This is a genomic window from Paraniabella ginsengisoli (genome assembly GCF_022513635.1).
Lineage (GTDB): Bacteria > Bacteroidota > Bacteroidia > Chitinophagales > Chitinophagaceae > Niabella > Niabella ginsengisoli.
Window position 1 is genome coordinate 531479 of sequence record NZ_JAKWBL010000004.1, and the last position, 22066, is coordinate 553544.

Here is a 22066-nt window from a genome sequence, read left to right on the forward strand (position 1 = left end):
TGATTTATTTATTTTTTTATAAACCCAGCACCTTGTCTGGTGTTATAGGAAGATCTTTCAACCGCTTACCAGTTGCGTTATAAATGGCATTTGCTATAGCCGCTGCCGTACCTATAATGCCCACTTCGCCTAACCCCTTTGCGCCAGTTGGGTTGATATGAGGATCTGGTTTATTAATAAAAGCAACATCAATGATCGGTGCATCTGCATTAACTGCAAAATGATAGCCGGCTAGATCATTACCTACAAGGCTCCCAAGTTTTGCATCTGCCAATTGTTCTTCCATCAAGGCCATGCCTATACCGCCAACCGCTGCCCCTGACATTTGATTGGCTGCGGCTTTTTCATTTACGATCTTTCCGCCATCTGCTACGCATACCAACTTTTCTATTTTCACTTTGCCTGTTTTGGAGTGCACCCGTACCCTGCAAAAGTGCGCGGCGGAAGAACAAAATGCATACTGTTTTCTTTCTTCACCCGGGCCCGAACTGGCTTCTACAGCTATCGTTGTAAGTTGATGCTTATCCCAAAGTTGCGAATAAGAGATTGGTTGATTGCCAGGTGTTTTATAAGAAATTCCTTTGTCAGAAAACAATATATCGTTGGGTGTACTGTTTTTATAGACATTATTAATAGTAACGGCATATGCTGCCAGCTTCAATTTTAAAGCATTGCAGACAGCAACTACAGCACCACTAACGGAAGATAAGCCAGTACTACCGCCCTGACTGGGAGCTGGTGGCAGATTAGAGTTGCCCAACTCAATTTTAATTTTGCTTTTAGAAATGCCGGTTACTTCGTGAGCAATATTTTGCATGCCCGTTCCTGTTCCAGTTCCAATGTCAGTCATGGCGGTTTGTAAAGTAATGGTACCATCTTTTTGCATTTCAATGCCTGCGCTGGCATTGTTTCGCCCTGCGTTCCACATGCCAACGGCCATGCCGTAACCTTTATGCCAGTCGCCATCGGTAAGCTGAAGGGGTTTTGGCTTCCGGTCCTGCCAATTAATAATGGCCGCGCCCTTTTCAATACATTCATTAATAAAGTTAGTAGACCAGGGCAGGCCCGAATCGGGATGTTTATCCAATGCAAGATTTTTCAATCGCAACTGTACGGGGTCGATGTTGAGTTGATAACTCAAATCGTCAATGGCGCTTTCAATGGCGAAATCGCCGGTACAGTCGCCGGGGCCGCGCATCCATGTTGGGGTGCTAAGATTAAGCGGAACAACCGCCGATTCAGTTTTAAGGTTTGGGAAATGATAGATTAACCGGGTAACGCGTGTTATGCCTTCACTAAAGCTTTCATATACTGAACTTCCATTTTTTGCCTGATGTAAAATGCCGATGAATTTACCATCTTTATCGGCACCAAGTTTTATTTTTTGCCATGAAGCCGGCCTGTAGCCAACAGAATAAAACATTTGCGGACGAGAAAGCATAAGCTTCACAGGACGTTTTACCTGCTTTGCCGCCATGATTGCTGCTAATACATGTGGCCAAACGCGAAGCCCTGAACCAAATCCGCCACCCATAAACTCACTAATAACTTCTATATTTTTTTCGGGAATTTCGAAAAGTTTTGATACCGTGCGTTGCACATTATTAACGCCTTGGGTTTTATCATAAAGTTTTAATTGATCAGTTGCTGTCCATTCTGCAATGGTGGCATGCATTTCCATTGGATTATGTATTTCCGCCGCAATAGTGTATTCTGATTCAACTATATATGGTGCCTTGTTCAAGGCATTTATAGAACCCCTTTCCTTGCCGGCTTCAGCCAAAGATTGTTTAGTATGTGCTTCTTCAAAATCTACTACAAAGTTGTCTGGTGTATAGGTTGCCTCTATAAGTGAAGCCGCATATATAGCATCTTCCAATGTTTCGGCAACAACCGCTGCTATTGGCTGTCCTTTAAAATAGATTTTATCTGTGTGAAAAAGTGGTAATCCAAAACGGGAATCTTTTATTTTACTTTCGTCTGAAAAGCCCGGCACCAACTGCTTTTGCTGATGGGTGATGATTTGAATAACCCCCGCCACCTGGGCAGCTTTATTAATGTTGATGTTTTGGATGGCGCCTGCGGCCACCGCACTATCAACCAGTACTGCATAACACATATGCTCTGCAACATATTCTGCGGCATACTTTCCTTTGCCAGTTACTTTGGCCAGTGCTTCTACGCGACCTTCAGGCGGTGTGAGTAAAGAGAATGATTCATCAAAAAATGCCATAGTACAATATTTAGGGATGATAGTTCAATAGTATTACCGAATGTTGAAGGGAGTGACACCCGTCCGAACGGAATTCATCCGGGCGGGCAACGAAGCTGATAGTAGTACTGTTGCTCACAAACTAAAAATTAACCTGTTAAACAATTATGCAAAGCAGTTTCAATAGCGCCTCGTAACATAATGGCCTTGAAACCATTGTCAGACAAAGGTTTTACACCTTTAACGGCGATGGCTGCTGCCTCGGAAAAAGTGGCTTTTGTTGCTTGCTTCCCTTTTAAAAAATCTTCCGCTTCGTACCAGCGCCATGGCTTGTGCGCCACACCACCTGATGCAAGCCTTGCTGCTACTATAGTGTCTCCGTTCAAATGCAATGCAGCTGCTACAGACACCAGCGCAAACGCGTAACTATCCCTGTCTCGTACCTTCAGGTAATGATAATTTTTTTGAAAAGGATTATCGGGAATTTCGATTAATGTAATGATAGCATTAATAGGTAAATTATTATCCAATTGTGGTGTATTACCTGGCAGACGGTGAAAGTCTTTAAAGAGGATAACAGATTTATTTTTTTATCTGAGATGTAAACCCGCGCATTTAATGCTGCAAGCGCCACACAAAGATCTGACGGGTGTACCGCAACACATTGTTCGCTGTAACCAATAATGGCATTCATGCGGTTATGGCCATTCAGAGCACTACAACCACTACCTGGCTTTCGTTTGCAGGGTGTAGTAATATCGTAAAAATAGGGACAACGTGTACGCTGCAGCAGGTTTCCTCCGGTGCTCGCCATGTTGCGTATTTGTGGTGAAGCGCCTGCCAGCACTGCTTTTACGAGTAAGGGATTTTTTGCGAGTATGATTTCATTAGTAGCAATGGCGCTATTGCGAACCATTGCGCCAATGTGTGTACTGTTGTTTTTTATTTCTATTTTATCAGATAAGGCAGAAGTGATATCAATGAGCGCATCGGGTGTAGCAATATTCTTTTTCATCAGGTCAACCAGGTTGGTGCCACCGGCAATGAATTGCGCATTTTCTTTTTTTCGCTTACGATTTGTACAGCGTTTTTTGATTTTGTAAAACTGAATGGTTTCATGATGCTGCAACTTTTTGAATAGATTCAACAATACCGTTGTACGCTCCGCAGCGGCAAAGATTGCCGCTCATAAACTCTTTTATTTCACTAACCGACTTAGTACGTCCTTCGTTTACACAAGCTACCGCCGACATGATTTGCCCTGGTGTACAATAGCCACATTGAAAACCATCACATTCAATAAATGCTTGTTGCATGGGGTGCAGTTGCTCGTTATGGGCTAAACCCTCAATAGTTGTAACTTCTTTGCCGGGAACTGTTGCCGCCAGCGTAAGACAACTTAAAACTCTTTCGCCATTAAGGTGAACAGTACACGCACCACACTGTCCATGATCGCAACCTTTTTTGGTGCCGGTAAGTTGGAGGTTTTCCCGCAACAGGTCTAGCAATGTTGTTCGTGTATCGGCTGTTGTTTTATATGTTTTTTTGTTGATGATGATGGCGAGTGGCATTGTTTGTTTGGGTACTACAAAGAACTTTTTTACATCTTGATAAAAAGCTTTTACAGAAGAAGGAATTGCTGCCAGTGAAGTTAATACTGCTGATATTTTAATGAATGAGCGCCGGGAATGTTTATGTGCCTGTTTCATTGTGAAGCAGAGGTGTTAATGAGAGAATAGTTTTCGAGTTACTAAAGATAAACAAAAAGGCCGCTCCATAAATGAGCGGCCCTGAATATTTTAATGTTGGAAAATTAATTTTTAAGACTTGCCATATCGATCACAAATCGATAACGCACATCGCTTTTTAGCATGCGCTCGTAAGCATTATTAATATCCTGCATTTTTATAATTTCTATTTCTGAAACGATATTGTGCTTGCCACAAAAATCAAGTAATTCCTGCGTTTCGGCGATGCCGCCGATAAGAGAACCTGCAATAGATTTTCTGCCCAGCACCAATGGCGCCGTGTTTAACATGGGTTCCAGGTTTCCAAGAAAACCTACTAATACCAATGTGCCGCTTGCATGCAATGTTTGTATATAAGGATTCAGATCGTGTACATAAGGTACGGTATCAATGATGAGATCGAACTTACCTTGCACCGTTTTCATTTGATCAGCATCGGTTGAAATAATTACTGAATCTGCTCCTAAAGACTTAGCTTCTTCTGTTTTGCCAGCGCTCCTGGAAAATAAGGTTACTTCAGCGCCTAATGCATGCGCGAGTTTCAAAGCCATGTGTCCAAGTCCGCCCAATCCTATAACCGCTACTTTGCTTCCTTCTTTTACGTTCCAATGTCTTAACGGCGACCATGTTGTGATACCGGCACAAAGCACGGGTGCCACCGCCGCAAGATCCAGGTTTTCGGGTACTTTCAAAACAAAATGTTCATCAACTACTATTTTTTCTGAATAGCCACCAAAAGTGTGTTTTCCAGAATGTTTATCTTTTCCATTGTAAGTTCCTGTAAAGCCATTTAAACAAAATTGCTCCAGATCCTGCTTGCAGTTATCACAAGTTTGACAACTATCCACCATGCAACCCACTGCAGCCAGATCGCCAGTTTTGAATTTTGTAACATCGCTACCGACCCTTGTAACTTTACCTACAATTTCGTGTCCCGGAACGGAAGGGTATTTACTGCCGCCCCAGTCATTGCGGGCCGTGTGCAGGTCTGAGTGGCACACACCACAATATAAAATTTCAATTTCCACATCTTTGGTGGTAATTTCTCTGCGATCAATTTGCATTGGTTCAAGATCCGCGTCAGCGGCTTCGGTTCCAAAAGCTTTTACTGTATTCGTGTTCATAAAATTTTGTTGATAGTTAATGATATGCTCTTCTATTTAGAAGATTTTAGACGTATAACTTCTGTTATGGAATGATAACAAGTTAAGCTACTTATTGTTTTTATAATATTGAAATAATATGCAGCGTAAAAGTAACTGAGAAAAGTTAGCCTGCGTATAAATTGAATGCAATCATTAAAACCTAAAAGCCACTAATATACCGGTTCTAACTCCGGCCCACGAGCCTTTCGCATCAATTCTGCCGCCATTTGCATTTACAGTTATCGATTCTCTTACAAATGGTATGTCAATATTATCCAAATAAGTGCGTAATTCATCCTGCGCCTCAGCGGGGAGTGTTTGGTTTGAAATTCCAATAATATTGCCTGAAGCACCACCAAAGGAAGGGCCTGCGATCCACAGATCAAGGCTAAAATGTTTGCTTAAATGCCATTGTGAGCCGATCAATATTCCTACGGTATTTGTAGAAAGATCACCAGACAGCGACAGGTCATAACTTTGATCTGCCTCTACTTCATAAGATAAAGTTGTTGCATGCATTTTGTATTTTGCAAACCTGTAATATGGACCAACATAGAACCCCTCTCCATAACCCTTTTTGCTAAGGTAAAAGCGGACTTCCGGAGTAATTGCGAAATTGCTGAAATCAACTTTGTTGATAATGTCGGATACAAGTTGATTGTCCTCTTGTATTATTTGCCTTTTAATAAAACCCTTTAAAGGAATTGTTGTGGCAGGCATTATCCTTCCTGAAACAGCTATTGATAGTCGTTTGTTAATGACCCTTTCATACTGAACAGCATAGTTTTTCAAAATGGGTGAAGTTATATTTAGCTTTACAATGTTTTTCGATCCGGGCCGCAATGTATTAACGGGAAGTGCGGTTTGCGCAATTGCAGAAATAGTAATGCCTAGAAAAACAGGAATGAGGATAAAGGGCTTCATGAATATTGTATTAGTTATTAATGTCTTGTCAACTATAAATTGTCACCCTGAGCTTGCCGAATGGTCGCTGAAGGGCTTCGGCAAGCTTAGTCTGACAGACATTGTTAATTAACGTAGCACTAAGTTATTCAATCTTCTATTTATGTTATATTATTTCCATTTTTTTCATTAAATAAGAAGCGCTTAAAGAGTTACATACGCCATCGGTTAGCTTATAATCAAATAATAATTCATCATTAATAATTTCCGATTCAAATGCTTTATTTCCGATGAAGTTGGGATATTCTTTTATAAGATCTGCTACCACTACATCATGTGTCGCAATAATTCCAAATGTGTCGAATGTTGCCATTTTTTTAATAAGACCAATTGTACCATTGCGCTTGTCGTTACTATTTGTTCCTCTTAAAATTTCATCAAGAATAATAAACGAATGGCCTCCGCCTTCCAGGCTTTTGATAATGGACTGCAAGCGTTTTAGTTCAGCATAAAACAACGATTCATCGTCCTGTAAAGAATCGGTTATGCGCATACTTACAAATATGTCGAAAGGATAACATTCAAAGTGTGTGGCGCAAACTACCGAGCCAGCTTTAGCCAGCATAAGATTGGTACCCAATGTTCTTAAAAAGGTGCTTTTGCCACTCATGTTAGAACCGGTGAGAATCACAAATTTTTGTTGATTGAATGAAACATCATTGCATATCCTCTTTTCTGATCTCACCAGCACATGACCGAGGCCAGTTGCCTGAAATGCAGGTTGTGCCGTTATTTCAGGAAAACAAAACGCAGCATTATTATAAGATAAATTACCGAAACTGCTCAGTGCCTCAAACCTTCCAATAAGCTGTAACCACTCTTTTATTTTGTGGGCATGTTGTTTTTTCCAGTTACCTAATCTGAATAAAATATGTACGTGAAAAAGAAAAAGCCCGTTTAAAAATATGCTCACAACAAGGTTAACAACCGTCTCCAGGTAATTGAACAAAGAGGCCAATTGCCCTATTAAATGAGAAGCCGTGTTGCCTTCTTTATTTAATTGCTGCTGGTATTGCATCAATAATCCAGATTGTACATTTTCCTTTTCAATCAAACTCAACTGGTTGCTAAAGTTTTGTAATATTTTGGTAACCGATGTAGATACCGATAATTGAGCTGTTATCTTTTTTGTAAATGCACCGGCAATGATTAGGTTCAATACAAATAATTTAAAGAAGGTAGAAAGAGCGGCTTCGCTTTCTGAAGTAAAATAATATATAAGACTTCCAATTGTTGCTAAAGGAAAAATCATCAGAAAATAATACCATCGCTTGTCGATCAGTTTCGTTTCGCCATCAACCCATTGCATTAATCTTTCAAGGTCTTTCTTCTTTGTTTGATGAAGGCTTCCATGCGCATATAGCTGTTGTCTGAAATCGATTTTATCGGCGAGTTCTTTCACCGCTTCTTGTTTTTCAGGAATAATGGAAATATCAGGTTGCAGCAAATCCTTTGCTAATTGCTCTTTACCAAATGATGTGCCGCACCGATTTAGGTATCCGTACAAACCTCCTTCGCTGAATAAATCCAGATCATAAGAAAACGGGTGGTGCGGATCTTCATACTCTTGTCCGGTTTCATAAACGGATTTATTCGTTTTTAAAAACTCCATTTCCCTTTCATTCCATTCGGCTAAAGCAATGTAATATTGCTTTTTCTGTTGCAGTTTATCATATTGATTAACCAAAACTAAAAATGCTGCAAAAAACAGAATAGCACCGGTTATTGTAAAAACAGCACCGGTTTGGGTAGATGTGTAAAGAAAATACACAAAAAGTAAAAAAGATAAAAGTCGCACAAAGCTTAACCAGGATAGCCTGTGTTTCAACACTTCAGCTTTCGAGCGAAAGGTTTCGCCTCTGGTTTTATAGGTATCAAAAAGCACTTATTAAAATTTCGCTTAAAAATAAAGGAATATAGGCAAGAATGTTTGTATTTTCGACGCTGGTAAGAGGAAGGGTTTTAAACCAGCCTCATGTTTTTAATTACTTTTTTATTCGCTTAAAGTAGCGCGTTTGTTTTTTCTTAAAATCCGATGAAAGGTTTCCATAACAGGCTTTTGAATGATTCAGGCCCAAAAACCGACGGTAAAAAATCAACGTATCATTACTGGCGGTTTAAACAAATTCAATGGCTATTTTAATATTCTTTTTGGCTCACTGGTTCTTGTCGCTTTTTTGTCAGACATTTTTTCTACATCGTTATGCTTCTCATAAAATGTTCACCATGAGCAAATTTTGGGAACGATTTTTTTATGGTTTCACCATCATTGTTCAGGGTTCATCGTTTTTAAATCCCAGGGCTTACGCCATCATGCACCGCATGCACCATGCGTATAGCGATACAGAAAAAGATCCACATTCGCCTCATTTTTTCAAAGATGTTTGGCACATGACTATGCATACCAAAGATATTTATCTAAACTACGCAAAGTATAAAACCCAGCCCGAAAAGGCTTTTCAGGGAAATTATCCCGAATGGCCGTTGATGGATAAGATCAGTGATATGTGGAGCGTGCGCATTTTATTCGGCATCGGTTACTTTTTATTTTATTGGTTTTTTGCAACTGAATGGTGGATGTTTTTGCTGCTGCCTATACACTTTTTTATGGGTCCGGTGCACGGCGCTATTGTAAACTGGTGTGGACACAAATATGGTTATTCTAATTATGAAAACCACGACCATAGTAAAAATTCACTTCCATTGGATTTTCTGTTGATGGGTGAATTGATGCAAAACAATCATCACAAAAGCCCCAATAGCGTAAACTTTGCCAAAAAATGGTTTGAGTTTGATCCTACTTACCCGGTTGTTTTGGTGTTGAATAAGTTAAGGGTTATCCGGTTGAGGAGGGAATAGTGAAGTTGGAATTACCTTTTCAAGAAGAAAAAATTAATATGCCTGTATTAATACTTCTGCAGGAATGCGGAGCTTTTCTGTAAGTTTCCGAATCATCGATAAATTTAACTTTCGACTGCCGGATAATATCTCTGATTTCCTGGAGCGATATCCCAAGATATCGGATAATTCGGATTCAGACATGTTCATTTGATCCAATCTAAATCTAATTGCTTCTATTGGATTTGGTTTAGGAACCTGAAAGTGTATGTTTTCGTATTCTTTAATCAGAATAGAAAGAATTTCCAATTCGTCAGATTCTTGGGAGTCTTGCTTAATATCTTTTTGCATCAATATATAAACTTTGGCCAAAGCATCTTCATACTGCTGGCTATTTTTTATTGGCTTTAACATAACTTACTTTTTTCGCATCAATTTTATCATATTGTTTGTGAGATCCAAACCACACTACAAATACTATTTTTAATCGGTATTCAATATCTGCTATTAATCGATAACTATTTCCGTGAATGTTGAAAACAACTCTCTTATCTGTTATTATAGATGCATTCCGATATTGATCTTTTAATTCATTTGGATTATTCCAAATTGCCGCTTCAGCTTCCTCAAACCAAGACAGAAGCGCCTGCTCTGCTTGAGGAAATGTCTTTAAGTAGCCCTTAAGTGTATTTACGGCGATAACCCGCATTAGCAAAGGTACAAAATAATGTTACCGTTTTGGTAACGAAATTATATTTATAAGGGAAAATAGTATACTCACCCACATTTTTCATGATAATTGATTAACTCAATCGGCGTAGCTTCTATTTCGTAATTAGAATAGCGGATAATTATCTCATCTAAAATTGCTTCTATTGCTGCGGGATCGTTAAGTGTAACCAGTTTGCTTCGGTATTCTTTGATATTGGGAAGGCCCTTTAAGTAATTAGCGTAATGGCGGCGCATTTCATTGATGCCCACAATCGGGCCTTTCCAATCAAGGCTTTTATGTAAGTGTTTGCGAACTACATTTACCCGTTCTTCAACCGTAGGCGGCTCCAGTAATTCGCCGGTTTGCACAAAGTGTTTTATTTCTCTAAAAATCCAAGGATAACCAATTGCTGCGCGGCCAATCATCACACCATCTACACCATAACGATTTTTATATTCGACTGCTTTTTGCGGACTGTCGATATCGCCATTCCCAAAAATGGGAATATGCATGCGCGGGTTGTTTTTCACTTTTCCAATCAGTGTCCAGTCAGCATCGCCTTTGTACATCTGGCAGCGGGTGCGGCCGTGAATGGCTAATGCCTTGATGCCCACATCTTGCAAGCGCTCGGCTACTTCTTCAATATTCAGCATGCTGTCGTCCCAACCAAGCCGGGTTTTTACCGTAACCGGAAGCGATGTGCTTTTTACAACAGCTTCGGTAAGGCGTACCATTAAATCTATATCTTTTAATACACCGGCTCCGGCACCTTTTAACGCTACTTTTTTAACAGGGCAGCCGAAGTTGATATCTAATAAATCGGGCTGTGTAACATCTACAATTTTTGCAGCAAGAGAAAGGCTTTCTTCATCGCCGCCAAATATTTGTATGCCGACGGGGCGTTCGTAATCAAAAATATCCAATTTGCGGCGGCTTTTAATAGCGTCGCGAATCAGCCCTTCGCTACTGATGAACTCGGTGTACATCAGATCAGCACCGTTGTCTTTGCAAACCGCCCGAAACGGCGGATCGCTTACATCTTCCATAGGAGCGAGTAGCAAAGGGAACTCGGGTAATGATAAGCCCCTGAATCCCCGAAGGGGGACTAATAATAACACGGTTTGTATTTATGTCTGATGCCATATAATCGGTACGATGAAGAGTGCGACGCAATATCGATGATAGTAGTACACAGCTCACTCAATAATTAATAAATCAAAAACAAGAAAACATTTAATCTTATTTTTGAGCCTGCAAAAATACACACTTATTTTAATATAAATTATGACAAGGTTAAGCGAGAAGGGCGTTTCGTACATGGCAGGCTTTTTTATGCTGGTGGCTTTTAGCGTTGCGGGAAATATTATTGGCAGCTTTATTGGCGTTTCTGTTGCCGCGGCTATGAGTGGCCAAAGCGTTATGTTTATTATGACCCATTTGCAGAAAATGATGGGAGATGCGGCTTTTTTGAGAGAAATGCAGGTGATACAATCTTTTACAGCTGTGTTTGGATTTTTGCTTCCAACCTTATTTACGGCATCTCGGTTAAGCCGGGAACCACTACAACTAACAGGTTTTAAGGGTATTATTAGCGGAAAACAGGCCGTGTTGACCCTATTTATAATAGCAGCAGGACTCGCATTAAGCGGTGCCTTTGGATACTTTACCTATAAACTTCCGTTTCCGATAAACTGGCGAATCACCTTTGACCAACTTGAAAATACCTATGCCGAAGCAGCCGCAGGCTTGATTAACCTGGATTCAATGCCAGAATTACTTTTGTCGATTGGTGTGCTGGCGTTAATGCCTGCTATTTGTGAGGAAGCCTTTTTCAGGGGCGGCTTGCAAAATTATTTGTACCGCGGCACGGGCAAAATGTGGCTGAGCGTTATTATTGTAAGTGTTATTTTCAGCGCAGTGCATTTTTCTGTATATGGATTTTTATCGAGAGTGGCGCTGGGAATCATCCTGGGGTTACTATATCAATACAGCGGAAAATTGTGGTTAAGCATCCTGGCTCACTTTATTAATAATGCCACAGCTGTGATTATGATGTACGTTGCCAAAACAAACGGCAAATCGATGCAGGATATTTTGAATGATAAAGATGGTAGTTACCTGGGTTTTATTGCCATTCCAATCGTGATCTTTCTTTTTATACAGTATAAAAGAAGCTCCAGTCCTTCAACAAGTTTAGCTGATGGCGTTTAACTGGTCAACCTTTTGGACACGCGCTTTTACAGCACTGATATTTGTTGCTGTAATGATGTTTGGCCTGCTATTTAATGCATGGAGCCTTTTTGTGCTTGTTAGCGTTATTTATTTTGGATGCTGGTGGGAGTATGTGAAACTAACCGAAAAAATAACAAACGCCTCGTTGCATATTTATGCAAAGCTGGGCAGCGGACTTGTGGGGTATCACATTTTTCTGCTATTGGCGGCGGATGATTTACAATTAGGGAGTTATAATATTCAAAAAAGCTTCAGCCTTCCTTTTTTATTAGCGGGACTGATTTTATTTATATGGGGCATTTTTAAAACAAATGCTGTATCAAAGTCGCTGCTGCTGCGCCTTTTAGGTGGTTTAGCATATATACCTGTTTCGCTTGGGTTGCTTGAACAACTTCTAATTCCCACATACGATATTCATTTGCACGACACCTTTTATGTAATAGGAGGCAAGCATATTATCCTGTTTATTTTCGGCAGCGTATGGATCAACGACACGATGGCTTATTTGTGCGGATCGATTTATGGTAAAACGCCATTAACTAAAATATCACCTAAAAAACATGGGAAGGAACGGTTAGCGGCATTATATTAAGTGCAGCATTAACCTGGTTGCTGTTTTCGCTTATCTTCTTAAAGAAGGTTGAATGGCAGCTTGCTATTCCCGGGGCTATGATCAGCTTTTTAACTGCAGTTTCTGCAACTTTTGGCGATCTGTTTGAATCCAAGTTAAAACGCCAGGCAGGTGTAAAAGACAGCGGCCGTATTATGCCGGGGCATGGCGGTTTTTTAGACAGATTTGATTCCATATTATTTGCAGCGCCTGTTGTGTGGGCTTTTATCAAAATTTTTGGAGGATAATTACTTTAAGCATACGAAGATTGGCGGTATAGATATGTAAAACGTGGCTGAGCACGTTCTGCAATCCGTTTACCACGTTGCACAACGGGGTGAACCACGTTCCGCAATCCGCTGACCCCGTTGTACAACGGGGTAAACCACGTTCGGTATTCCATTTACCACGTCGTATAACGTGGTTGACCAGGTTTAGCAGCCCGTTAATGGGGTTATACAACGTGGTAAACGTAGTAAAAGACGTGGTGAACCACGTGAAATACCCCAATAATGCAGTGAAAGACGTGGTGAGCCCCGATTTTAAGGTTAACGGGCTATTCATTAGCGGCCTAGCTATGCATACAACAATATGCGATGTTGAGTATTTACAGGCATCGTATTTTAGATATTTTCAAAGTTATTTAAAAGTGGCTTCTGATTTTCAGAAGAAAATTTTTCGTATGTGGTACTATTTCGGAGTTGGCGACTATTGTATCCGATCAGCTTGCGGACTTGTAACATTCGTTCCGTGACACAGCACACAGCAAAGACGGACAATATTTACTATTTTTGACGAATGAGTGTGGACAAAAAAGATTTACAACCTTTAGGCGAAGTTTTCGGCTTTCCTATTGACAATGAAAGTGATAGAGCAAAGCGTTATAGGGATAACAAGCTATGTCCATACAACAACATTGTTTCAAATTGTACTAAAAACAGCATTGAGTTTCCATTGGGCATTTGCAGCCTAAACCATAAAGGCAAGCAAGTAATCATTTGCCCGATAAGATTTCGTGAAGATTGGACAATTATTAGCGATGCGGCAAACTTCATTTTTGACGGAAAAGCGACATGGACACACGTTGGGGAGGTAAGACTTAAAGACAAGCATGGTAAATCAGCAGGTAATATTGACTATGTTTTAGTTTCTTATGACGACAAAGGCCGAGTTTTAGATTTTGGTTCACTTGAAGTTCAGGCAGTTTACATTTCAGGAAATTTGACAGGACCCTTCACCGCTTATTTGGAAAACCCGACACCTGATTTTAGTTGGACACAAGCCTTTAAATATCCCGAGCCTGACTATCTCTCTTCGTCACGAAAAAGACTTATTCCTCAGATAATTGCCAAAGGCTCAATCTTGAAGCAATGGAACAAAAAACAAGTCGTTGCATTACAGACGAGCTTCTACAATACATTGCCTGCACTTCCTGAATTTGAAAAAACAGAATCTGACTTTGCATTTTTTCTTTACAATCTTGTTCCTGACATGAGAACAAAAGTTCTTTCTCTTAAACTTACCCGAATAATTTATACAAAGTTCGCAAATGCTTTAGAGCAGATTGCAAAATTTGAAGCAGGTTCTATAAGTCAGTTCACAGAAATATTACAGAAGAAACTTGATGCCAAAAGAGCAGGTGCTTCTGACATTGATAACCTTGAAAACATAGTTGTAGAATGAAAAATCAAATGACTATGTTTGACTTAGGCGAACAATCTATTGGACAGGCAATAATCAATGTCGCATCTGTTCCCCAGCGAAGCCCATTCCGTTATCCTGGGGGCAAGACTTGGTTAATTCCTACCGTAAGGCAATGGCTGAAACAGGAAAACAAAATTGCAAAGGAATTAATTGAGCCTTTTGCTGGTGGTGGCATTGTAAGTTTGACGGCTGCTTTTGAAAAAATGGCCGAACAAATTATAATGGTTGAAAAGGATGAAGAAATCGCAGCAGTTTGGGAAGTTATTCTTAACGGAAAAAATAAGTGGCTTGCTGAAAAGATTTATTCGTACGACTTAACACATGCAAACGTAAAAGCAGAGTTAGAAAATCCAAATAAAGAACTTCAAGACATTGCATTCTGTACCATTTTAAAAAACAGGGTTTTTCATGGCGGAATTCTTGCAAAAGGTTCGGGCATGATTAAAAATGGTGAAAATGGAAAAGGAATTGCTTCGCGTTGGTATCCTAAAACTTTGCGTGACAGAATTCTTGCTATTAACTACGTAAAGGACAAAATCAGTTTTATATCAGGAGATGCATTTCAAGTTTTAGAAGAAAACTTAGATAATAAAAATGCTTACTTTTTTATAGACCCACCCTACACAATTGCAGGCAAGCGACTTTACACACATTTTGACATTGACCATGAAAATCTTTTTCAATTGACCGCACAACTCAAAGGAAAATTCATGTTGACATATGACGACACGCCAGAAATACGGCAACTTACAGAAAAACATAATTTACAATACAGGACAATTCCAATGAAGACAACTCTTCACTTTGAGAAGAACGAGATCATTATTTCTGACAACTTCTCATGGTGGGCAGACAGCAACAGCCGCTAACACCGGTTTGGTTATAGCCATATGCGGCTGAAGTGCATCTATGAAACACTTATGCAAAGTTCAACATTAGCTCTTGATTGAACTTTTGTACTAAAAATCCCCGCCTTCAGCAATACCCAAATCGTTAGCCACAACTTTACCTACGTCACCCAACTTCACGAAAAGCTAAAATTCTTTGCCCATCCTTGTCTTCCATGAAAAATAATATTTAAATTAGTGTTGCTAACTTTCAATGAGTACAACACTTTTATACCAAATTGCGCTAACGCTTATTCCCGGCATTGGATGTGTACAAGCCAGAAACCTGCTGGAACACATGGAGCCCGAAGAAATATTTAAAGCGCCAAAAAAACTTCTTGAAAAAATTGACGGATTGGGTGAAGTAAGAATCAAGAAGATCAGGGATTTCAAAGATTTTACAACAGCAGAAAAAGAAATTGCATTTATTGAAAAGTATAAAATAAGTCCTCTTTTTATAAACGATTCAGCGTATCCGCAAAGGCTGTTGAATTGTTATGATGCCCCGATTATGTTATACTATCGGGGTAGCGCCCATTTGAATCAATCTAAAGTAATTGCAATAGTTGGCAGCCGGGCTCATACCGAATATGGAAAAAGCATAACTGAAAATATGATTTCCGAATTGGCACAAGAAGATATTCTTGTTGTCAGCGGATTAGCTTACGGCATTGATTCGGTAGCGCACAGGGCCTGTTTAAAAAACAATATTCAAACGGTTGGTGTGCTGGCTCACGGACTCGACAAAATATACCCTTCTCATCATACAGATATGGCAAAAGATATGATAAAGCATGGAGGCCTGCTTACCGAGTTTAGAAATGAAACCATACCAGACCGCCACAATTTTCCAAGCCGCAACCGAATAGTGGCCGGGATGAGCGACGCTACTATTGTTGTTGAAACCGACATTAAAGGAGGAAGCATGATCACCGCAGAACTAGCCAATGGATACAATAAGGATGTGTTTGCCTTTCCTGGAAAAATTATGGATAAGAAAAGTACTGGTTGTAACTATCTTATAAAAAGCAATAAGGCATTGTTGCTTACAGATGCTCAACAACTGCTTGAAGCAATGGGTTGGACAGACAATAAAAAAGCGAAAAGGGCGGCTACACGAGAATTGTTTTTAAACTTTACTGCAGACGAAAAAGTTATTATTGATTTACTTACAGAAAATCCCACTTTAAGTATTGATGAGATTAATTTGCGAACTAGCCTGAGCAGTAGCGCTATTGCGGCCAGCATCTTAAGTCTGGAAATGAAAAATGTTTTACAGCGACTTCCTGGTAAATTATACCAGATCATATAAAAAAGCTGCCCAACCGGACAGCTTTAATCATATAGGTTTAATAGTTAAGTTCTTGCTTAAATAGCTTCTGAGCGAATATTTTCAGTTTTCATATTTGCATAATCTTCAACTTCATCAGCTGTATGCTCAAATTTTCCAGCGATATTGTCGATGAAATCAGCAAACTGATCTTTTAAATCATTGCCCTTGTCGCTAATTCTTTTACGCGTATAGGTCCCTTTTTCCGGTGCATATAAAACACCCACCAATAATCCTAACGCGAAGCCTGTAAGTAGTTTATTCATAAAGTTTTATTTATTCTGTTTTATTAAAGTTCAAATATAGTTACACAAATTTTTTGCCAAAAAGGATAAATATTAAAAATTATTTAAAATCACAAGTTAATCCCTGTACGCACGGCCTGTTAATTCTAAAAAAGGCCTTCCAATCCATCCTGTTTATGCGCTTCCAGCAAGTTGGCCAAAGAGTCGCGCACAATAATAGAACCCTGATCGAAAAGAGCCACGCTATTGCAAAGGTCCTCGGCCTCATTTAACTGATGCGATGTGTACACTAAAGTTGTCCCGGCTTTATTAATATCTTTTAAAAAAGAAATGATAGCATTTCTTGATTGCACATCAACACCTACAGTAGGCTCATCTAAAAAAGTATTTTAGGCTGATGCATTACACCAATTGCAAGATTAACCCTTCTTTTCATCCCCCGGAAAATGTTTTAACGGGCTTGTCAGCAACCTGCCCCAAACCCATAATATCAAGCAATTCCCTGGCTCGTTGCTTTGTAGTTTCTTTTCTCAGCCCATACCAGGCTCCAAAAAATTCCATATTTTCTTCAGGACTTAAATCTTCATAAAAAGAAAAGTCCTGCGGTACTAAACCTATAATCTTATTGATCTCTTTCTTATTCGCTTCTACTTCTTTATCAAAAATCTTTATGCTGCCTTGCTTGTAAGGAAGCAGTCCGGTAATCAGGCTCATCAGCGTCGTTTTGCCAGCGCCATTAGGCCCAAAAATGCCAAAGCGTTCACCTGCTTCTATGCTAAGCGCCAGATTGCTTATCAAAGAAGTTTGATCCTTGTATTTAAACGAAAGTTGTGTTACGTTAACTGCTTGCATCTAAAGCGAAAGTATTGAAAATGATGAGTTCTTCGTAAGTTTTATTTTGATCAACTGTCAACAAATGGCATCGATCTTGCGTCGCACTCTTGTACTTTTGTACATAGCTCAACCTACATATTCAATAACTATTGTACACAATCCTATCCTACACACATCTGTCAACGGCTGATAAAAGACGCTGTTCCTTTTCACCAATTGGTCAGACGGAGACCGTCAGACCAAGTACCGCTACCTCAACAAAGCGTAAACGGCAAACGAAGCCAGCCAATGCTCTCCGCCATAACCGCCATTAAATATTTTTGGCAAAGATTCGTTCAAAAACTTATCGGCATTTTTATTAAACAAGGTTTTGTATTTATGAGACGAAGGCAATTTGTCGCTAATATTGCGCATACACCAGGCGCGGCTAAAGCTCAATCCATCTAAATGCACAATATGATAATCGTTTCTATCGCTAACAACAGGCAGTTCTCCAATGCGCTTTACGCCAGCTTCCGTGTAATAGGCATTGAGCCATTTTACAAAATCGGCCTGCGGCAATATTCTGGTCATTAAATCGGCAGCCATCAGGCTGGGAGAGAAAAAATCGGCACCATCGGGTTCTAAATGGGCGGGAATATTTTTATTGTTCAAATAAAAATCTTTCGCTCTTTTAATAATCAGTTTTTCAAATTCCACATCTTTTTTAGCCCGCGCCCAATCCAACGCAAAGCATAGTCCAAAAGCGGTATTGCCATGTACGCCGCTTCGGTTGGGGTAAGTTTGTTTGGGAAGAAATGCTTTCCACAACGTTTCTATTTTTTGTGTTAGCGGCTGCATGGCTTGATGCCATTTGTGGCCTAACGAATCGTTCCAGGATAACAATTCTTCATCCAGTTTTAAAAGCCATGCCCAGCCATAAGTTCGTTCGTAATTTTGAGATGCGGTGTATTTGCCAAAGTATTCCGCTTCCTTTCGCATTTTATCTAACTGAAAAGAGTTGTCCAAAACCGCAACGATGCTATCTCTTTTTGGTAAATCAGGAAATTGTTTTAATAGTTTTATCAGCATCCAATGTCCGTGTACGCTGCTGTGCCAGTCGAGGCAACCATAAAAAACCGGGTGTAGCTGGTGCGGCAACAAACGCGCATCTTCAGGTCCATCACTTAAATGAGATGTTTTGTTGGGAAATTCTGTATTGATGCAATGCAATGGTAATTGACTGAGGCTTTGCGCCACATCTAAAGTTAATTTGGTTTGAGCAATACTCTGCGCGCACAGAAACATCAATAGCGGTAATGTTAGCTTTTTCATCCGTTAAAAATAATAAATTGCGTGTTCATTAGCAGCGCTATATATGATAAAGCAAACCACTCTTATTTTTCTTCTGCAGCTAACTTTTCTTACCGGCTTCAGTCAATATAAAGTTGAAACTATTCCCGACCCAAAAAGTCAGGGGCAAAACTATTATGTAAGCGACCCTGACGGAATTATTGGCAGTGCCATTGACAGTCTTAACAACATTTGTGCAGCTATTGGCGAACAAAGTTCCGCAGAGGTAGCTATTGTGGTAATTGATGATTTTGAAGGCAGCAGCGACTTTGACTTTGCTTACAACTTGTTTAATCATTGGGGCATTGGAAAGGCGGCTAATAATAACGGGCTTCTGCTTTTTATAGCAAAGGATAGAAGAAGATATCAATTCATAACTGGCTATGGTATGGAAGGAAGTTTGCCCGATGTAACGCTCGGAACAATCGGGGAAAGGTATCTTGTACCCAAGTTTAAAGAAGGTGATTATGGCGGCGGGGCAATTGATGCCATGAACGCGATCAAGAAAATTTTGCAGGATCCGGATGCTGTCAAGACGTTGAAAGCAGAGGCCCGGAAAACGTCGTTCTGGTATAAGCATCAGGCCTCTTTACTTACAGCTTTGTTGTTACTTATCGTACTTATTATTGTCTATATCTGGATGGCTTCTGTTTCAAAAAAATGAAGCTGCAAAAGAAAAATCCTGCAGCCCCGATCATCGCTGCTTTTGGATGTCTTTTTTTATCGGATTTGCCAGCATTTTTGTGATTATGTTTATCGGCATTAAAGGAAGTGATGTTTATAACATGCAAACACTTCCATGGATCGTGGCTTTTATTGCCAATATTGTTTTGTTTGCAAAATATATACAGGGAAGATCGGCGGTAATACATTCTTATAAAGATGAAGAAAACATTGTAAATAAATTAGCTGACTATAACAAACAAATGGCTTTGCCCATGTTGCTCACGCCATTGAGCTTACTTTTCTTAATCGGATTTTTTAAAAGAAAAGCCCAGTTAAAGCAACGATTACAGCCACCGGATGACTCAGGAAAATGGACAAGATTAAACAGAGATAAGATTCGAGGCATATCTGCATACCTGGATGAAGGTCAGCAAAAAGAAGAAAAAATAAAGTCGGTAAGTTATGAAATCTGGCAACACGACGACAATGCGGATATCAAACTGATAAAATGGAACGGTAACAAGTTTAACAAATATGAAGACTGCCCTAAATGCAAATATCATACACTTAACAAAGTATATGTGAAAACTTTAAAAGCTGCAACCTATTCTTCTTCTGGAACCGGTGAAAAAATACAGGATTGCAATAATTGTGATTATAAACAATCTTTTGGTACGGTTGTATTGCCAAAAAAGTAAGAAGTTCTTCGTCAGGTGGCTCGGGTAGTTCTTCCCGCAGTTCGTCAAGCAGCGGTAGTTGGGGCGGCGGCAGAAGTGGTGGTGGCGGGGCTGGTGGAAGTTGGTAAAAACATTAAGGAACAGGATTACTTTGCTTTGATTTTTCAGCCGGAGTTGGTTTTCTTATCCAGGAGTTGTCATATTCCTTAAATGTTTCTGATTTTAAAACATCGGCTACGGAAGTTTTTCCATCCATATAATTAGCAAATATTTTAAAGGCCGGTTTATTTTCCTTTTGTAAAATTAACAAAGCTGCATTAGCGCCAGCTTTAACAGCAATAGGTACACCACCACCCAGTTCAGCCCACTGTCCACCGATTAATAAATTTTTCACAGGTGTATGGTAATGTGCTATTCTGCTTTTCATATTTTTTCTGCTGGGCTTGGCTCCCATCATAGTGCCATTTTTATTTCCGGTGTACCTCCAATGCGTAACCGGTGTGGCTACTTCATAAAACAAAATATGTGACCGCAATCCCGGCGCGACTAATTCTTCAACATGTTGTAAAATAGTTTCTGCAATTTCTTTTTTAAGTTGCTTGTAAGCATCGGTGCGAACATAGTTTCCATTAACGTCGGTAGTTGTTTGCCAATTATTTTTATAATTCATGCAGGCCGGCGCATAAATGGTAAGCGTGCCATTGCCTTTACCAGCCAGCGATTTGTCTCTTAGAGAAGGTGCAATAATTGATATCTCAGATAAAAAATCACTTTCATGCTTCTTTTTCCTGAGGAGATATGAATTAATTCTTCATTAAAACCCAAAGACTCTGTGGGACAATTTAACGCGATCGATATAGTAATGGAGCTGTCATATATTTCAGCATTATCAAGCTTTTCTTTAAGCTTATTCGAGATGATATTTTCAGGAAGCATTTTATTATAAAGCGTTTCCACATCTACCGCAGCAATTATATATTTAGCATTAATGCTATAATCTTTCCCATTGCGGGAAAGCTGAACTCCCGTTGCTGTATCTTGTTCAAGTAGTATCTTCTTTACATTGCATTTAAAAAAGATATCGTTTTTATAATAATTTACAACATGCTGAAGCCATTCGGGTATTACCTGTCCGCCACCTTCAGGGGGACTTTGAAAATCTTTATAATAAGCCCACCCGATAGGTACGAGACAACCGATAAGCTCATCATCGCAAGCGAAAACATCCAATAGTTTTTGTTCTGTAAAAAATTTGCTCAAACCTTTTTCAAACCTTCCTTTCCTGAAAAACCGATGTATGGAATAAAGGCCATGCCAAATTTTATAAGCGGCAATTTATTTTTGACCTTTTCCCAATAGCCCATACTTTCCTCGGTTCTGAATACACTGCTATAATTATTAAAAGCAGCGCCAATTTTTTTGCCGCTTTAAAAAACCTTTCTATGCCGGCTTTTTCTTTAGGAAATTCCTGAATCCATTCGTTTTTAAGTTCGTCTGGATTGTGAGTCAATAAATAATTATGATTGGTGCCTATATATCTTCTTATCCTTTTTTGAGGAATGGCTTTCGGATGGTCACTTCCAAGAATGGAAAATATTTTTTCGACTACGCCGTTTTGAGCGCATTGATTCAACCAGTGTATTGCCGTATCAAATCTAAAATTATGTCTTCTGAAACCTGCAAGATAGCCGCCTGCATGAGGTTCTTTCTCTAATACACAAACCGAATGCCCTGCTTTACTTAATAACGAAGCTGCTGTAAGGCCGCCAACGCCAGCACCAATTATTACCACATCATAATTTGATTGGGGGAAATGTGCATATTGCAAAGTAAGGCATTATTGTATTGAAAGATTTTTTCTCACGGAAAACACAAAAGTTCACAGAAGTATTTTTCTGTAGTTGTATTAATAATCTGTGCTATTCTGCGGA

At 39.6% G+C, this 22066-nt stretch carries 25 protein-coding genes and 1 pseudogene; 9 read left to right on the forward strand and 17 right to left on the reverse strand.

Annotated elements, in window-relative coordinates; translation table 11 throughout:
- Window positions 1-16: 16 nt before the first annotated feature.
- The 7 genes from MKP09_RS20020 to MKP09_RS20050 all read right to left on the reverse strand — a co-directional run bounded on the left by MKP09_RS20020 (window position 17) and on the right by MKP09_RS20050 (window position 7953).
- On the reverse strand, window positions 17-2233 hold the full coding sequence (locus tag MKP09_RS20020) for a xanthine dehydrogenase family protein molybdopterin-binding subunit (RefSeq protein ID WP_240832054.1): 2217 nt from the start codon (window positions 2231-2233) through the stop codon (window positions 17-19).
- Window positions 2234-2361: 128 nt separating this feature from the next.
- Window positions 2362-2742: an FAD binding domain-containing protein gene (locus MKP09_RS20025; RefSeq protein ID WP_240832055.1), complete on the reverse strand. Its 381-nt coding sequence runs from the start codon at window positions 2740-2742 to the stop codon at window positions 2362-2364.
- Window positions 2703-3341, reverse strand: a complete 639-nt coding sequence (locus MKP09_RS20030) for an FAD binding domain-containing protein (RefSeq protein WP_240832056.1) — start codon at window positions 3339-3341, stop codon at window positions 2703-2705. Before MKP09_RS20030 ends, MKP09_RS20025 begins: the two co-directional genes overlap by 40 nt.
- On the reverse strand, window positions 3328-3921 hold the full coding sequence (locus MKP09_RS20035; RefSeq protein WP_240832057.1) for a (2Fe-2S)-binding protein: 594 nt from the start codon (window positions 3919-3921) through the stop codon (window positions 3328-3330). The genes MKP09_RS20030 and MKP09_RS20035 overlap by 14 nt, the downstream gene beginning before the upstream one ends.
- Before the next feature lie 104 nt (window positions 3922-4025).
- The gene (locus tag MKP09_RS20040) at window positions 4026-5084 is read right to left on the reverse strand and encodes an NAD(P)-dependent alcohol dehydrogenase (RefSeq protein WP_240832058.1); all 1059 of its coding nucleotides are present in this window, start codon (window positions 5082-5084) and stop codon (window positions 4026-4028) included.
- Window positions 5085-5258: 174 nt separating this feature from the next.
- Entirely contained in the window at window positions 5259-6029 is a 771-nt protein-coding gene (locus tag MKP09_RS20045; RefSeq protein ID WP_240832059.1) for a DUF3575 domain-containing protein, read from the reverse strand.
- 145 nt (window positions 6030-6174) lie between these two features.
- Complete coding sequence (locus tag MKP09_RS20050; RefSeq protein WP_240832060.1) at window positions 6175-7953, reverse strand: MutS-related protein; 1779 nt, start codon at window positions 7951-7953, stop codon at window positions 6175-6177.
- A gap of 245 nt (window positions 7954-8198) precedes the next feature.
- Between MKP09_RS20050 and MKP09_RS20055 the strand changes: the two genes are divergently transcribed.
- Window positions 8199-8927: an acyl-CoA desaturase gene (locus tag MKP09_RS20055; protein ID WP_240832061.1), complete on the forward strand. Its 729-nt coding sequence runs from the start codon at window positions 8199-8201 to the stop codon at window positions 8925-8927.
- 33 nt (window positions 8928-8960) lie between these two features.
- Here MKP09_RS20055 and MKP09_RS20060 read toward each other — a convergent pair whose 3' ends face one another.
- From MKP09_RS20060 to dusB, 3 genes are all read right to left on the reverse strand, one after another.
- The gene (locus MKP09_RS20060; RefSeq protein ID WP_240832062.1) at window positions 8961-9320 is read right to left on the reverse strand and encodes a helix-turn-helix domain-containing protein; all 360 of its coding nucleotides are present in this window, start codon (window positions 9318-9320) and stop codon (window positions 8961-8963) included.
- Entirely contained in the window at window positions 9298-9615 is a 318-nt protein-coding gene (locus MKP09_RS20065; RefSeq protein ID WP_240832063.1) for a type II toxin-antitoxin system HigB family toxin, read from the reverse strand. Before MKP09_RS20065 ends, MKP09_RS20060 begins: the two co-directional genes overlap by 23 nt.
- A 68-nt stretch (window positions 9616-9683) precedes the next feature.
- Entirely contained in the window at window positions 9684-10664 is a 981-nt protein-coding gene (gene dusB / locus MKP09_RS20070; RefSeq protein ID WP_240833341.1) for a tRNA dihydrouridine synthase DusB, read from the reverse strand.
- A gap of 238 nt (window positions 10665-10902) precedes the next feature.
- Here dusB and MKP09_RS20075 point away from each other — a divergent pair, with 238 nt between their 5' ends.
- From MKP09_RS20075 to dprA, 6 genes and pseudogenes are all read left to right on the forward strand, one after another.
- Window positions 10903-11829, forward strand: coding sequence for a CPBP family intramembrane glutamic endopeptidase (locus tag MKP09_RS20075; RefSeq protein ID WP_240832064.1), 927 nt, complete (start codon window positions 10903-10905; stop codon window positions 11827-11829).
- A gap of 55 nt (window positions 11830-11884) precedes the next feature.
- Window positions 11885-12708, forward strand: a pseudogene (locus MKP09_RS20080) (phosphatidate cytidylyltransferase).
- Window positions 12709-12797: 89 nt separating this feature from the next.
- On the forward strand, window positions 12798-13214 hold the full coding sequence (locus MKP09_RS20085; protein WP_240832065.1) for a hypothetical protein: 417 nt from the start codon (window positions 12798-12800) through the stop codon (window positions 13212-13214).
- Window positions 13215-13264: 50 nt separating this feature from the next.
- Window positions 13265-14143: a NotI family restriction endonuclease gene (locus MKP09_RS20090; RefSeq protein ID WP_240832066.1), complete on the forward strand. Its 879-nt coding sequence runs from the start codon at window positions 13265-13267 to the stop codon at window positions 14141-14143.
- Window positions 14140-15033, forward strand: coding sequence for a DNA adenine methylase (locus tag MKP09_RS20095; RefSeq protein ID WP_240832067.1), 894 nt, complete (start codon window positions 14140-14142; stop codon window positions 15031-15033). Before MKP09_RS20090 ends, MKP09_RS20095 begins: the two co-directional genes overlap by 4 nt.
- 232 nt (window positions 15034-15265) lie before the next feature.
- On the forward strand, window positions 15266-16363 hold the full coding sequence (gene dprA / locus MKP09_RS20100) for a DNA-processing protein DprA (RefSeq protein WP_240832068.1): 1098 nt from the start codon (window positions 15266-15268) through the stop codon (window positions 16361-16363).
- A gap of 56 nt (window positions 16364-16419) precedes the next feature.
- Here the strand turns inward: dprA and MKP09_RS20105 are convergent, their stop codons facing one another.
- The 4 genes from MKP09_RS20105 to MKP09_RS20120 form a co-directional block, all read right to left on the reverse strand.
- Window positions 16420-16647, reverse strand: coding sequence for a YtxH domain-containing protein (locus tag MKP09_RS20105; protein WP_240832069.1), 228 nt, complete (start codon window positions 16645-16647; stop codon window positions 16420-16422).
- Between the two features lie 125 nt (window positions 16648-16772).
- The gene (locus MKP09_RS20110; RefSeq protein ID WP_240832070.1) at window positions 16773-16979 is read right to left on the reverse strand and encodes an ATP-binding cassette domain-containing protein; all 207 of its coding nucleotides are present in this window, start codon (window positions 16977-16979) and stop codon (window positions 16773-16775) included.
- Between the two features lie 79 nt (window positions 16980-17058).
- Window positions 17059-17478 (reverse strand): ATP-binding cassette domain-containing protein, encoded by a 420-nt coding sequence (locus MKP09_RS20115; RefSeq protein WP_240832071.1) that lies wholly within the window; start codon window positions 17476-17478, stop codon window positions 17059-17061.
- A gap of 231 nt (window positions 17479-17709) precedes the next feature.
- Window positions 17710-18774, reverse strand: a complete 1065-nt coding sequence (locus tag MKP09_RS20120; RefSeq protein ID WP_240832072.1) for a DUF2891 domain-containing protein — start codon at window positions 18772-18774, stop codon at window positions 17710-17712.
- 43 nt (window positions 18775-18817) lie between these two features.
- Here MKP09_RS20120 and MKP09_RS20125 point away from each other — a divergent pair, with 43 nt between their 5' ends.
- Window positions 18818-19456, forward strand: a complete 639-nt coding sequence (locus MKP09_RS20125; RefSeq protein WP_240832073.1) for a TPM domain-containing protein — start codon at window positions 18818-18820, stop codon at window positions 19454-19456.
- Between the two features lie 46 nt (window positions 19457-19502).
- On the forward strand, window positions 19503-20156 hold the full coding sequence (locus MKP09_RS20130; protein WP_240832074.1) for a hypothetical protein: 654 nt from the start codon (window positions 19503-19505) through the stop codon (window positions 20154-20156).
- Window positions 20157-20268: 112 nt separating this feature from the next.
- Here the strand turns inward: MKP09_RS20130 and MKP09_RS20135 are convergent, their stop codons facing one another.
- The 3 genes from MKP09_RS20135 to MKP09_RS20145 form a co-directional block, all read right to left on the reverse strand.
- Entirely contained in the window at window positions 20269-20805 is a 537-nt protein-coding gene (locus MKP09_RS20135) for a phytoene desaturase family protein (protein ID WP_240832075.1), read from the reverse strand.
- A gap of 59 nt (window positions 20806-20864) precedes the next feature.
- Window positions 20865-21395 carry a phytoene desaturase family protein gene (locus tag MKP09_RS20140; RefSeq protein ID WP_240832076.1) on the reverse strand — a complete coding sequence of 177 codons (531 nt, stop codon included), beginning with the start codon at window positions 21393-21395 and terminating at the stop codon, window positions 20865-20867.
- A 61-nt stretch (window positions 21396-21456) separates the two neighbouring features.
- Window positions 21457-21963 (reverse strand): phytoene desaturase family protein, encoded by a 507-nt coding sequence (locus tag MKP09_RS20145; RefSeq protein ID WP_240832077.1) that lies wholly within the window; start codon window positions 21961-21963, stop codon window positions 21457-21459.
- Window positions 21964-22066: the final 103 nt, after the last annotated feature.